The sequence below is a fragment of the Nocardia sp. BMG111209 genome, assembly GCF_000381925.1.
Classification (GTDB): domain Bacteria; phylum Actinomycetota; class Actinomycetes; order Mycobacteriales; family Mycobacteriaceae; genus Nocardia.
The window spans coordinates 421,123-434,348 of the sequence record NZ_KB907309.1 but is presented as its reverse complement, the minus strand read 5'-3'; the positions used below and the strand labels follow the sequence as shown (position 1 = coordinate 434,348).

Annotated in this window: 8 protein-coding genes; 5 read left to right on the top strand and 3 right to left on the bottom strand. The window is 70.6% G+C overall.

Translation table 11 applies throughout. The features are described 5' to 3' along the window. Positions 1–92: 92 nt before the first annotated feature. The 3 genes from G361_RS0133060 (at position 93) to G361_RS0133050 (ending at position 1,772) form a co-directional block, all read left to right on the top strand. Positions 93–506, top strand: coding sequence for an SgcJ/EcaC family oxidoreductase (locus G361_RS0133060; RefSeq protein ID WP_026343798.1), 414 nt, complete (start codon positions 93–95; stop codon positions 504–506). Between the two features lie 276 nt (positions 507–782). Next, positions 783–968, top strand: a complete 186-nt coding sequence (locus G361_RS0133055; RefSeq protein ID WP_019931427.1) for a hypothetical protein — start codon at positions 783–785, stop codon at positions 966–968. Between the two features lie 60 nt (positions 969–1,028). Beyond that, positions 1,029–1,772: a polyprenol monophosphomannose synthase gene (locus G361_RS0133050; protein ID WP_019931426.1), complete on the top strand. Its 744-nt coding sequence runs from the start codon at positions 1,029–1,031 to the stop codon at positions 1,770–1,772. On the opposite strand, the gene G361_RS48770 is transcribed toward G361_RS0133050, so the two are convergent. Continuing rightward, on the bottom strand, positions 1,769–3,679 hold the full coding sequence (locus G361_RS48770; protein ID WP_019931425.1) for an HAD-IB family hydrolase: 1,911 nt from the start codon (positions 3,677–3,679) through the stop codon (positions 1,769–1,771). The genes G361_RS0133050 and G361_RS48770 overlap by 4 nt on opposite strands. Continuing rightward, positions 3,676–6,054: a glycerol-3-phosphate 1-O-acyltransferase gene (locus G361_RS0133040; RefSeq protein WP_036496312.1), complete on the bottom strand. Its 2,379-nt coding sequence runs from the start codon at positions 6,052–6,054 to the stop codon at positions 3,676–3,678. The genes G361_RS48770 and G361_RS0133040 overlap by 4 nt, the downstream gene beginning before the upstream one ends. A 179-nt stretch (positions 6,055–6,233) precedes the next feature. Here G361_RS0133040 and G361_RS0133035 point away from each other — a divergent pair, with 179 nt between their 5' ends. Continuing rightward, entirely contained in the window at positions 6,234–7,535 is a 1,302-nt protein-coding gene (locus tag G361_RS0133035) for a salicylate synthase (RefSeq protein WP_019931423.1), read from the top strand. 142 nt (positions 7,536–7,677) lie between these two features. Here G361_RS0133035 and G361_RS0133030 read toward each other — a convergent pair whose 3' ends face one another. Continuing rightward, positions 7,678–9,297, bottom strand: a complete 1,620-nt coding sequence (locus G361_RS0133030; RefSeq protein ID WP_019931422.1) for a (2,3-dihydroxybenzoyl)adenylate synthase — start codon at positions 9,295–9,297, stop codon at positions 7,678–7,680. A 114-nt stretch (positions 9,298–9,411) separates the two neighbouring features. Here G361_RS0133030 and G361_RS0133025 point away from each other — a divergent pair, with 114 nt between their 5' ends. Continuing rightward, positions 9,412–13,200 carry a non-ribosomal peptide synthetase gene (locus tag G361_RS0133025; RefSeq protein WP_019931421.1) on the top strand — a complete coding sequence of 1,263 codons (3,789 nt, stop codon included), beginning with the start codon at positions 9,412–9,414 and terminating at the stop codon, positions 13,198–13,200. Positions 13,201–13,226 lie beyond the last annotated feature (26 nt).

Below are 13,226 nucleotides of genomic sequence, written 5' to 3'. Positions count from 1 at the left end.
CCGTGCCCGCGATGAGTCCTGCCCGGGCTGCCGGTATATACCGGCGAGCTCACCGGAAGTCCCCGGGCGGGCCGTTGACAAGGGAGAATCCGATGTCGAACAGTCGTGCGGACGATGTGGCCGCGATCCGGGCCGTGCTGGCCGATTCCTACCTGGCCTGGGCGGCCGGCGACGCCGACGGGATGGTCGCCGACTACACCGAGGACGCGACCGCCATCATGACCGGCTCCTACCGCGACAGCCGGGATGTGATCCGGCAGAGTATGGCGGCGGCCTTCGAGGGGCCGCTCGCGGGCAGCTCGACCTGGAACGAACAACTCGGTATCCGTTTCGTCGGCAGCGACGGCGCGATCGTGATCAGCGAATCCGCCATTCTGTTCGCGGGCGAGACCGAGGTGCCCGACGATGCGCGCAGGGTCAAGGCGACCTGGGTACTGGAGAAACGGTACGGCCGATGGCTGATCGCCGCTTATCACAACAGTCCGGTGCTCGCGCCCGCGCAGTGAACCGATCCGGAACGGCCCTCCCCGCGCTCGCCGGAGGAGGGCCGTGACGGAGTTTCCGGCCGCCGGTTCGGCGACTGCCCGAAAAGTGTGAAGTGTTGTCGTCCGGTCACGGCAAATGTTTCTCTCCGGGGCTGATTCGTACCCTCTGCCCTTTTCGGTCCCGCTCATTCCGGGATGACGGCGGAATTGTGATCAGAATCACTGCAATTCATTACCGGAATTGCCGGGGCGGGAGGTGTCGCGGAACGCGCCGGCGACTCGTGCGATCCTGATCACATGGCTGACTCCGAGTGGTACTACTGCCTCAAGCATCACCGTGCGGAGCAGGGCAAGCGATGCTGGTTCGCGGATCGGATGGGTCCGTATCCGGATCAGGCCACCGCCGAACGGGCCCTGGAAATCGTGCAGTCCCGCAACAAACGCGAGGATGCCCGCGACCACGCCTGGCGCGAGGACGATTAACCCGCATCCGCTACGGTCTGGGGTGCAATATTCGGCGCCCGCTCGGCGGGCGTGAGCAGTATGCCGAGTCGAGCGGAGGGCGTCTTGAAGGTGACCGTGGTCGTGCCGACCTACAACGAGCGGGAGAACCTGCCGGTGGCGGTCGAGCGACTGACCTCGCTACCGGTCCCCGACCTGCATGTGCTGGTCGTCGACGACAACTCGCCGGACGGTACCGGTGAGGTGGCCGACAAGCTGACCGCCGAGCACCCGGGCAGGGTCGGCGTACTGCACCGCGTCGAGAAGGACGGACTCGGCCGCGCCTACGTCGCCGGTATCACCAGGGCCCTCGACGAGGGTGCGGACGTGGTCATCCAGATGGACGCCGACCTGTCGCATCCGGCGGAGGTCATCCCCGCCATGCTGGACAAGCTGGCGAACTCCGACGCCGGCGTGGTGCTCGGATCCCGTTATGTTCCCGGCGGTTCCACCGCGGCGGAGTGGAAGTGGTACCGCAAGGCGCTGTCGGCGTGGGCCAACTTCTACGTCAATACGATTCTGCGGCTGGGTGTCCGGGACGCCACCGCCGGTTTCAAGGCATGGAAGGCCGACACCCTGCGCGCGATCGACGTCGCGTCCATCGGCAGCAACGGGTACTCGTTCCAGGTCGAGATGAACTACCGGACCATCAAGAAGGGCATCCAGATCGCCGAGGTGCCGATCCGCTTCGAGGAGCGCACCAAGGGCGCCTCGAAGATGAGCCTGAAGGTGCAGCTGGAATCGGCCGCGATGCCGTGGAGGCTGCTGTTCGGGCGGAAGGTCTAGGCACCCTCCGGCGCCGGCCGGTCCAGCAGCGTCTCGACGAACAACTGCCGGACCCGTTCGACGTCCTCGTTCATCGCCGCCGGCCGCCAGCCGCCGACATCGATCGGCGGCAGCACCACGACCTCCACGGTCCCGTGCCGGACGAGCATCGAATCGCGGCGGACGATCTCGCCCGCATTGCGGATCACCACCGGCACGATCGGCACGCCCGCCTGGATGGCGATGTGGAAGGCGCCCTTCTTGAACGGGCCCACCCGCGGCGACCGCGAGCGGGTGCCCTCGGGAGCCACGGCGATCGACAGCCCGCCGCGCAGCGTCTCCACCACCGGCGCCAGTGCCGCCTTCGCACTCGCGGTGTCCGAGCGGTCGATGAAGGTCGCGCCGGTGAACCGCAGCAGCGGCCCGAACACCGGATTGGCGGTGATCTCCCGCTTCACGATGCCGGTGACGCCGCCGCGCAGGACGGCCGCGAGTACCACGATGTCGAACTGACTCTGGTGGTTGAACACGAATACCGCCGGTCGCGGCGCGCGGGCGTAGTCGGCGCCGGTGATCCGCAGGCGCACACCGGTCGCGCGGAGGGTGGCGTCGGCGGCGCGCGCGATCATCGCGTCGGCCATCCGCTGATGCCGCCGGGCGCCGGCGGTGTCTCCCGGCGATGTGACGGTGGGTTCGGACGCCGCCTCGGGGCGGGGTGAGCCGGTGCCGCCGCGTTCCGTGTGGGTGGTCGCAGGGTGGTCGAGTGCCGTGGTGCGACCAGCCGGGAAGATCGCGGCGCCGGCGATCCCGGCGGCGGCGCCGGTCAGCAGTGCGGTGAAACCGGCTGCGGTGCGGGCGATGTCGCGGACACCAGTCTTCGTACGAGGCCGGAACGACAGGGTCGGCCAGTCCCGTTCACGGGCCTGCACGGACAGCCCGGCGTCCGGATCGACCGCGGCCGGCCGGCCCGCGAGCTCCAGCAGCGGCAGATCGGTGATCGTGTCGGCATAGGCGTAGCTGTGCGGCAGGTCGAGGTCGTGTGCGGCCGCGAACCGGCGCACCGCTTCCGCCTTCTCGGTGCGCCACAACGGCTTTCCGGCCACGTGCCCGGTGAGGACGCCGTCCTCGACCGCCATCCGGGTGTACAGGACATGGGGGATATCGAGTTCCGCTGCGACAGGCAGAACCTGGAACCGGGTCAGGCAACTGGCGAGGATGAGCGTGTGCCCGGCGGCCTCGTGCGTCCGGATCAGCTGCCACGCTTCGGGATACAGCTGCTCGTACAGCGTCGAGCGGAACAGCCGCGCACCCGCCTCGTCCAGCTCGGCCTCGGTCCGCCCGGCCCAGGACTGCGCGGCCCGCTGGAGGAATCGCTCGTACTCACCCTCGGCCCGCGCGCCCCGGATCCCGGCGGCCAGGCTCGCCTCCAGCGCGCGCCGATCGCGGCCGATCCGCCGCCACCGTGGCGGCGGCGTGAGGCCGTGTACGACCGTGCCACCGAAATCGAAGACGGCGGCGATCCGCGGACCCTGTGGACCGTTGCGGACAGCCGCGATCCGGTCCGTCAGCGCGAGGGGTCGGCAACCGGTCGAGAGCAGGCCCTGTCCGGTCGGCGCGGCCTCCGGTCCGGTTGTGGCCGAGTCGGTTCGGGTGGTCGCCGAGGCGGGGTGGTCGTCCGCGTCCGCTCCGGTTGCCGCTGCCTCGGGTTCGCCCGCTGCGGCGCCGGAGAATGTGGTGCTCGCCGGGCGGCTGTCTGCTTCCGGTCCGTTCGCTGTTTCGCGCCTGGCCGGTGCGGTGTCGGAGCGTGTGGTGCTCGCCGGGTGGTCGTCCGCTTCCCGTCCGTTCGCTGCCTCGGGCCCGGCCGCTGCGGTGCCGGGGTGTGTGGTGCTCGCCGGGTGGCCGTTGCGCCGAAACTCGTTGTCGCTCATCGTTGCTCCGGGCGGTTGGCCGGGTCGAGCGAGGCGGCGTAGGAGATGCGGGTGCCGAGGGCGCGCAGTTCGGCGGCGAAGGCCACGCGGCGCGCGTGCAGGTCGGGGCCGTCCGGATCGAGCAGGCCGTGGTTCTCGGCGAGTTTCAGTGCGCTGGTGAACAATTCGGTCGACACCGATTCGGGGCTGTGCAGGCGCTGTTGCAGCAGCATCTGGCGGCCGGCGGCGAGGCATTCGGCCAGGAACTGTTTGCGGTCGAGCGGGCCCGGCTCGGTATCGGCGGCGAGGCGTTCGGCCACCACCAGCTGGGCGTCGAAGAACGAACGCAAGACGCGGTGCGCCATCATGAATCCGGTTCCGGTCAGCTCGGCGAGGATGTCCGTGCCGACCGTGCCCGCCGCGGTGCGCTCGTGCCAGTGCGGATCCACCAGCAGCATCTCGGCGGTGAGCTGGGCGGCGAATTCGGTGCGCTCGGGGAAGAAGAACTCGAATTTGAGCAGATCGCGCAGCCGGTAGGCGATCTCCCAGCCGGTGTCGAGTTGTGCACCGGGCGGCGCGTCGACCGCCGCCAGCACCGCGAGCTCCAGGATGGCCCGGTTGACGAACCAGTGCACGGCGCTGTTGCGGTAGAAGGCGGCCTCCAGGTGAGCGCCGGTTTCGATCGAGTACACCGGTTCCAGGCCGCCGCGGAAGACTGTCACCACCTTCGCGCGCGACAGCTGTTCCAGTACCACCGACAGGCTGTGATCCGCACCGAGGGAATCCAATTCGCCGCCGGGCAGTCCGCGCCGGCGGATGTAACCGCGCACCGGCTCCAGCGTCCGGCGCACCTCGCCCAGCGTCAGCGCGCGCTCGTGCACGCCGAGCAGGACCAGGGTCACCAGGGCGTTGACCGTGATCGGGGTGACGGCGTTGATTCCGACCGCGACCTCGAAGGCCAGGCGCTGCACGGCATTCCGCTCCCGCTCGGTGGTGTCCGGCGCGACCGGCGCACCCGGGTCCGGCGCCGGGACCAGTGGATCACCGTGCGCGGCAAGCCGTTCCCGGGCCGACAGCGGTGCGCCGAAGCGCAGGTACACGTGACCCGCCGAATGCTGCTGATTGCGGATGTAGCGGGCCATCCAGGTCAGGCCCTCGGGTTCCTTTGTCCCCCCCGCCTGTTCGCTGGCGATGGCGCCGAGTTCGTTGAGCCGCTCGTAGGTGATCGACACCGGCACCAGCATCACGTCGTCGACGCGACGGGAGCGGATCGCGGCCGCGAGATAGTTCAGCAGGCCGTAGCGTGGCGGCCGGAGTTTGCCGGTGCGGGTGCGGCCGCCCTCGAAATACCACTCCAGATTGAAGCGTTTGGCCAGCAGATAGGCGAAATACTCCTCGACGACGGCCTTGTACACCTCGTCGTCGCCGAAACTGCGGCGGATGAAGATGGTTCCGGTGCGCCGGGCGATCGGGCCCATCGGCCAGAAGCCCAGATTCATGCCGCCGACCACATGGTTGGGCGGAAAGTCGTGGCGCGCCAGCGCATCCCCGAGCACGAACGCGTCCACATAGGAGCGGTGCGAGGGCAGGAACACCAGGGAATGCCGCCGGTTGAGCCGGCGCAGCTCGTCGAGGCGGCCGACATCGCTGTCGACCTTCCAGGTCCAGGCGTGCACCGGTCGCATCGCCTGGGTGAACAGATCCGACACCAGCCGGCTCTGCGCGGCGACGAGTTCGCGCAGCCCCTTCTCGGCGCGCCGGTACACCTCCCGGGAACCGGTTCCGGTGTGTACCGCGATGGCGTCGAGGCGGTGCAGGAACTCCGGGGAGTCGAGGATCTCCTCGGCCACCAGCCGGGGCACCTTGTAGCGGTCGCCGATCACCGCGCGCTCGGCGCGCTCCAGCGCGACGGTGCCGGCCCGCACGATGGCCCGCGCGAACGGTTCCGTGCCGGACCGGTCGGCCGCCTCCGGATGGTTGGCGCGCAGTTCGCTGAGCCGCGCGGGCTGCCCGGTCAGCACCAGATGCCGGTCCGGCGCCTTCGCGACCAGGCGGCGCTGCCGCAACCGGTTCGGCCGGCGGGGATCGTTGAAGAACACCAGATCCGCGAAGGTGGTGCGCCGCACGCCGTCTCGTTCCGGCGGTAGCCAGACCACCCGGACCGGCACCACCAGCGGATCGTCGCGGCGGCCGACCAGCCGGTCGGCCACCGCCGCGGCGTCCAGATCCAACTGGGTGACCGGCGCGTCCACGCCGACCTCGGCCAGGATGCCGCCCGCGGCGAGCCAGTCGCCGATCAGCGTCCGTTCCACCGAGGAGGAGGCATCCACCAGAGCGACCACCGAATGCGGTGCGGTGTCCGGGGGCGCCGGAGAAGGCTGGGGGTGATCGATCATGGTCCCTCCGTTGGTGGTGCGGCCCACCGCGAAGCAGCACATCCCACTATTGAAGCCCGGCCGGAGGTTTCGCGCAGGCGGTTGTCGTGCGGGATGTGCACATCGGGGCGGCACCAAAAGCAGAAAGGTAATGCTAACCTCACTTCCAGAAGTAAGGTGAGCATAACCTTGGAGGTCTGGTGACGGTCACGGACGAACGCGTGCGGATTCTCGATCCGGCGGCGGCGGTTTCGGCGCTGGCATCCGCGCAGCGATTCGGCGAATACGTCGTCTATGAACGACCGGGACAGTGGGTGTTCGCCGCCGATCCACTCGGCGGTATCGAGCTCACCGCGGATGAACTGCGGGTTCGCTGGGCGGATCGGAGTACGACGAGTCACTGGACGGGCACCCCGGCCCAGGCCCTCGATCGCGCCCTGTCCGAACTCCCGTCGGCGGGCCGAACCGCTTACGGCTGGCTGGCATTCGAGTTCTGTGCCTGGTCCTTCGAGGCCACCGCGCATGTACCGGCGCGAACCCCGTTGGGATTCCTGATGATTCCGCGGATCGAGGTGCGCCTCGACGGCAACGGCATCGAGGTGACCGGGGCGACGGCGGCGGAACTGGAACTCATCCACCAGCTGGTCGAGCAGGCCCAGCACACGGCCCTGCCGGATCCGTCCCCGGTGGACGTCACACCGGACCCCACCGGGTATCGCGATCGGGTGGCCACCGCGGTGGGCGAGATCCGTGACGGCCGGTATCAGAAGGTGATCCTGTCGCGAAAGGTGGAGTTGCCCTTCGCCGTCGACGTGCCGGCCACCTATCGGCTGGGGCGAGCGCACAACACCCCGGCCCGCTCCTTCCTGCTGCGGCTGGGCGGCCTGGAGGCGGCGGGATTCAGTCCCGAACTGGTCGCATCCGTCGACGAGGCGGGCGTGGTGACCACCGAACCGCTCGCGGGCACCCGCGCGTTCGGCCGCGGCGACGCCGCGGATCTCGCGGCCCGCGCCGAACTCGTCACCGATCCGAAAGAGATCGTGGAGCACGCCATCTCGGTGCAGACCTCGTTCGCGGAGGTGGCCGCGGTCGCCGAGCCCGGCAGTACCGCCGTGTCGGATTTCATGGCGGTCCGGGAGCGCGGCAGCGTGCAGCATCTGGCCTCGACCGTGCGCGGCCGGCTGGCCGCCGACCAGAGTTCCTGGGACGCACTGGAATCGCTGTTCCCGTCGGTGACCGCGTCCGGAATCCCCAAGCGCGGCGGCGTCGATGCGGTCTTCCGCCTCGACAACGATCCGCGCGGCCTGTATTCCGGTGCGGTGGTGACGGTTTCGGGCGGCGAGCTGGAGGCGACCCTGGTCCTGCGCGCGGTGTACCAGACCACCGACGGGGCCTGGATCCGCGCGGGCGCGGGTATCGTCGCCGCCTCCACCCCGGCCCGGGAGTTCGAGGAGACCTGCGAGAAGCTCGGCAGCGTCGCACCGTATCTGGTCGCCGGCTGAGCGACGCCATCGGGCACCGAGGGTGGCTGCGCCACTGCCTCGGTGCCCGTTGCCGTTGTCCAGCAGCATGTTCCGAAGTGACGGTGACGCGAGCCGACGGCTCCGGCCCGGCTTCCGTTGTCGCCGGGCCGGTTCCGGTGCGTCACAGGGTCGCTCGCAGCACCTTCTTGTCGATCTTGCCGACCGCGGTGAGCGGCAGGGCGTCGGTGGTGCGCAGCAGGTCGGGCAGTTTGAAGGCGGCCAGGCCGCGTTCGGTGAGGAAGCGTTTGATCTCCGCCAGCGTGGGTGCGTCGCCGTCGACAACGAGGACGGCGCAGACCTTCTCGCCGAGCGCGGCATCCGGCAGGCCCACCGCGGCGGCGTGCCGGACGGCCGGATGGGCCAGCAGATGTTCCTCGAGCTCGTCGCAGGAGACGTTCTCCCCGCCGCGGTTGATCACGTCCTTGATCCGGCCGGACACGATCAGGTGCCCGGTGGGCAGCCGCCGCACCAGATCACCGCTGCGGTAGAAGCCGTCCGAGGTGAACGCGCGGGAATTGTGTTCCGGCGCACGGTAGTAACCGCGGATCGTGTACGGCCCGCGGACCAGCAGCTCACCCTCCGCACCCGGCGCCACATCGTTGCCGTCGGCGTCGACGACCCGCAGTTCGTCGGCGGGCGACAGCGGCCGGCCCTGGGTGGTGCAGACGAGATCGTCGGCGTCGTCGAGGCGGGTGTAGTTCAGCAGGCCCTCGGCCATGCCGAACACCTGCTGCAACTGCGCCCCCAGCGCGGGCCGCACCTCGCGCGCGTTGACATCCGCCAGCCGTGCCCCTCCCACCTGCAACAACCGCAGCGACGACAGGTCCGCCTCCTCCCATTCGACGGCGGCGCACCACAATTGGGCCAGCGGGGGTACGACCGCGGTGACCGTGGCCCGATGGCGCGCGATCGCCGCGAAGGCCGCCTCCGGGCTGGGATCGGCGGTGAAGGCGATCGAGGCCCCCACCGTGATCGCACCCAGGATTCCGGGGCAGGCGAGCGGGAAGTTGTGTGCCGCGGGCAGAGTCGCGAGATAGACGTCGTCCGGCCCGAGTGCGCAGACCGCCGCGCTCTCCCTGGCGTTGAAGGCGTAGTCGTCGTGGGTGCGGGCGATCAGCTTCGGCAGGCCGGTGGTGCCGCCGGACACCAGCATCAGCGCGATCTCGTCGGCCGCCGGTTCCGGCAGCGAATCACCCTCGGCCGCAACCGTTGCCAGATCCGTGAACGGTCCCGGATCGCCGAGGACGAAGACCCGGCGCAGACTGCCGACCTGCTCCCGGAGGGTGGCCGCCAGCTCGCGGTAGTCGAAATCGCCCACCCGATCGGCGATCACGTAGGCGACCGCGCCGGACAACGCGGCCAGATGTTCGATCTCGGCGCGCCGGTGCGCGGGCAGGGCCAGCACCGGGATCGCACCGGCGCGCAACAGCCCGAACAGGATCGGCACGAATTCCGGCACATTCGGCAGTTGCACCAGCACCCGATCGCCGGCCGCGATGCCGTGGGCCCGGAAGCCGTGGGCCATCGCGTCGGCGTCGGCATCGAGCCGGGCGTAGTCGCGGACCCCGTCCGCATCGTGCAGGGCCGGTCGGCCGGGCCACCGCCGAGCGGCCGTCCGGAGCAGGTCACCGAGGGTCTGCCCGGTCCAGTACCCGGCGGCACGGTAGGCGGCGGCGGCCTCGGCGGGGATCGGCACGAAGCCGTCGCGGTGCGTCTCGGCGGTGGGAGAGAGGGATGTCACGGGCGCTGCCTCACGGTCGACAGGTTACTGAGGGTCTGATTACAAAGGTTAGGCAACCCTATCTCAATGGGCTACGCTGATCGACGATCGGCCAGAGCAAGGAGTGACGCGGAGATGGAGTCAGCACAGCTACCCGGTGAGGGTGACGGCATCGAGCGCGACGAGATCCGGGCGGCCGTCGCGGCGCAACTCGGTATCGAGGCAACGGATATCGCCGACGAAGACGACCTGATCCAGCTGGGCCTGGACTCGATTCGCACCATGAAACTCGCGGGCGGGTGGCGCAAACGCGGTATCGACGTCAACTTCGCGCAACTCGCCGCCACACCCACCGTCGCCGACTGGCTCCGAATGCTCGGCGGCACCGCGGATTCCGCCGCCCCGGCCGACGGCACACCCACCGCGACCGGCAGCGCATCCCCGGCGATCAGTGCCGGACTCATGGCGGCCGGCGGCACACCCACGAAGGCGACCGGTGGTGGCCCCACGGCGACCAGTGGTGCATTCACGGCGGCCGGTGGCGCATCCGTGGCGAGCGGCGGTACTCCCACGGCCGGTGGTGGGCCCATGGTGGCCGGCGGCACGCCGACAGCGACCAGTTGTGAACCCATGGTGGCCGGCGGCGCGACCGTGTCGGCCGACCGCACACCTGCGGCGATCGACGACACATCCGAGGCGGTCGCCGATGTACCCGCGGTAACCGACGACGGCTCCCCGTTCCCCTTGGCCCCCATGCAGCACGCGTACTGGATCGGCCGCTCGGCCGAGCAGCGGCTCGGGGAGGTGGCCGCGCATCTGTACATCGAATTCGACGGTGGCGCGGTCGATCCCGAGCGCCTCGGGGCGGCGGTGGCGGCGCTGGTGCAGCGGCATCCCATGCTGCGCACCCGGTTCCGGCCGGACGGGCAGCAGCAGACACTCGCGGCGCCGGGCCGGCCGGTGTGGAGTGTCACCGATCTGCGACAGGCCGCGGCGGCCGAGGTCGACGCGACACTGGAGTCGTTGCGGCACAGCCGGACCCATCAGCGACTCGCGGTCGAGGAGGGCCAGGTCGTCGACATCGCCGCGACCTTGCTGCCCGGCGACCGAACCCGGCTGCATCTGGACGTCGACATGCTGGCCGCCGACGCGATGAGCTATCGCGTCCTCATCGCGGATCTGGCCCGGCTCTACCGCGGCGAGACGTTGCCGCCGGTGACCTACACCTTCCGGGAGTACCTCGCCGATCCGGGTGGCCGGGCCACGGCCGGAGAGCGGGAGCGGGCCCGCCGCTGGTGGCAGGAGCGGCTGCCGGAACTGCCCGGCGCGCCGGAACTTCCGCGCTCGGCCGCCACCGAGACCGGCAACAGCACCGTGCGCCACCATCATTGGCTGCCGCCGGCGGAGAAGGCGCGGGTGTTCGCCACCGCGCACGCGCGCGGCGTCACCCCCGCGATGGCCCTGGCCTCGATCTTCGCCGACACCATCGGGGGCTGGTCGGCGCAGCGCCGCTTCCTGCTGAATCTGCCGCTGTTCCATCGGGAGCCGGTACATCCGGAGGTCGGTGGCGTGGTCGGCGACTTCACCTCGTCGGTGCTGCTGGAGGTGGATGTCACCGAACCCGCCACCGTCTTCGAGCGGGCCGCCGCGCTGCAACGCCGGATGCACGCCGCCGGAGCGCATTCCGCGTACTCCGGGCTGGAGGTGTTGCGCGATCTGGGCCGTTCCCGAGGTGAGCCGGTGCTGGCCCCGATCGTCTACACCAGTGCGCTGAACCTCGGCGAGCTGTTCGCGGACGTGGTCACCGAGACCTTCGGCGATCCGGTCTGGATCATCTCGCAGGGCCCGCAGGTCCTGCTGGACGCGCAGGTCACCGAGGTGCGCGGCGGGCTGCTGCTGAACTGGGACGTCCGCGCGACCGCCTTCCCGCCCGGCATGGTGGAGACCATGTTCGACGGCTACCTCGCCGCGATCACCGCACTTGCCACCGAATCCCCCGAACCGGGTACCGGCTGGGATACCGCTGCGGGCGTGCGACTTCCGGCGGAGCAGGCCCGGATCCGGGCGCGGGCCAACGCCACCGACGGTCCGGTGTCCGGAAGAACCCTGCACACCGGCTTCTTCACCCACGCGGCCGCCGAACCCGATGCCCCGGCGCTGATCTGGGAATCTACGGACCGTACGCATCGGCAGACCTACGGCGAACTGGCCGCCGAGGCGCTGACGGTGGCGGGCGCCCTGCGCGCCGCCGGGGTGCGGCCGGGGGACGCGGTCGCGGTGCAGCTGCCCAAGGGCCCCGACCAGGTGGTCGCGACGCTCGGTGTGCTGGCGGCGGGTGCGGTGTATGTGCCGATCGGCGCCGATCAGCCGTCGGCCCGGCGGGCCGAGATCCTCCGCGTCGGGGATGTGGTCGCCGCGATCACTGCGGCCGAGACGATCGCGGCGCTGCCGACCCTGACGCTCGCGGCCGCGCGCATCCATCCGCAGCCGCTGCCGGAACCGGTGTTCCCGGATCCGGAGCAGATCTCCTACGTGCTGTTCACCTCCGGCTCGACCGGTGTGCCCAAGGGCGTCGAGGTACCGCACCGGGCCGCGATGAACACCATCGATGACCTGAACGACCGGTTCGCGATCGGCCCGGCCGACCGCGCGCTGGCGCTGTCGGCGCTGGAGTTCGACCTCTCGGTGTACGACCTGTTCGGCCTGTTCAGCGCGGGTGGCGCGGTGGTCGCGGTGGATGCCGCGCAGCGTAGCGAACCGGCCCGTTGGGTGGAGTTGATCACCCGGCACCGGATCAGCGTGCTCAACTGCGTGCCCAGCCTGCTGGACATGGTGCTCACCGCCGCCGGTGACATCCCGCTCGACTCGCTGCGCGCGGTGCTGCTCGGCGGGGACTGGGTGGACGTCGCACTGCCCGGCCGCCTGGCCGCGGTCGCCCCCGGCTGCCGGTTCGCCGGCCTCGGCGGCGCCACCGAGACGGCCATCCATTCGACCGTCTGCGAGGTCGCCGGGGCGCGGGTTCCACAGGACTGGAAGGCGATTCCGTACGGGACCCCGCTGCGCAACGTGCGCTGCCGGGTGGTGGATCCGGCCGGGCAGGACTGCCCGGACTGGGTGACCGGCGAGCTGTGGATCGGCGGCGCGGGTGTGGCGGCGGGTTACCGCAACGAGCCGGAGCGCACCGCCGACCGGTTCGTCGAATACGCCGGTCTGCGCTGGTACCGCACCGGCGATCTGGCCCGCTACCGGCCGGACGGGATCCTGGAGTTCTTCGGCCGCGCCGACCATCAGGTGAAGTTGCGCGGTTATCGGGTGGAACTCGGCGAGGTGGAGAGCGCGCTGCGCGCGCTGCCCGGGGTCCGGCACGCTGTCGCCGCCGTGATCGGTTCGGCCGCACCAAAACTCGCGGCCGTGGTGGTGGCCGCCGACGGCATGGTCCTGCCTCCGGACGAGACGCTCGGGGTCCTCGCGGAGCTGCTGCCGGACTACATGGTCCCGTCCCGGCTCGCGGTGCTGCCGCGACTTCCGTTGACCCCGAACGGCAAACCGGATCGCCGCGCGGTCCTGGCGCTGCTCGCGGAATCCGCGGCGGAACACGAATTCGTCGCGGCGCGAACGGATGTCGAGCGGGCCCTGGCCGATATCGTGGCCGCGGTCCTGCAACGCGCCGAGGTCGGCGTCACCGACGACTTCTTCGCGCTCGGCGGCGATTCCGTGCTGGCCACCACGGTCGTCGCGCGGGTGCGGGAATGGCTGGACGTGCCCGGCGCGGTGGTGTCGGATCTGTTCGCCACCCGCACCGTCGCCGGTCTGGCGCAACGGCTTTCGCAGCGCGAACCCGCCGGGCGGCTGGACACCGTCGCCGGCCTGTATCTGGAGGTCGCCGCGATGAGCGACGACGAGGTCGTGGCGGCCACCCGCTAGACTCGTGGCCAGAAGGCGGGCCCGCG

Excerpts from the sequence above, each read along its gene's own strand:
- G361_RS0133025 (WP_019931421.1), top strand. The coding sequence starts at position 9,412 with ATGGAGTCAGCACAGCTACCCGGTGAGGGTGACGGCATCGAGCGCGAC.
- G361_RS0133040 (WP_036496312.1), bottom strand. The coding sequence starts at position 6,054 with ATGATCGATCACCCCCAGCCTTCTCCGGCGCCCCCGGACACCGCACCG.
- G361_RS0133060 (WP_026343798.1), top strand. The coding sequence starts at position 93 with ATGTCGAACAGTCGTGCGGACGATGTGGCCGCGATCCGGGCCGTGCTG.
- G361_RS48770 (WP_019931425.1), bottom strand. The coding sequence starts at position 3,679 with ATGAGCGACAACGAGTTTCGGCGCAACGGCCACCCGGCGAGCACCACA.
- G361_RS0133050 (WP_019931426.1), top strand. The coding sequence starts at position 1,029 with ATGCCGAGTCGAGCGGAGGGCGTCTTGAAGGTGACCGTGGTCGTGCCG.
- G361_RS0133055 (WP_019931427.1), top strand. The coding sequence starts at position 783 with ATGGCTGACTCCGAGTGGTACTACTGCCTCAAGCATCACCGTGCGGAG.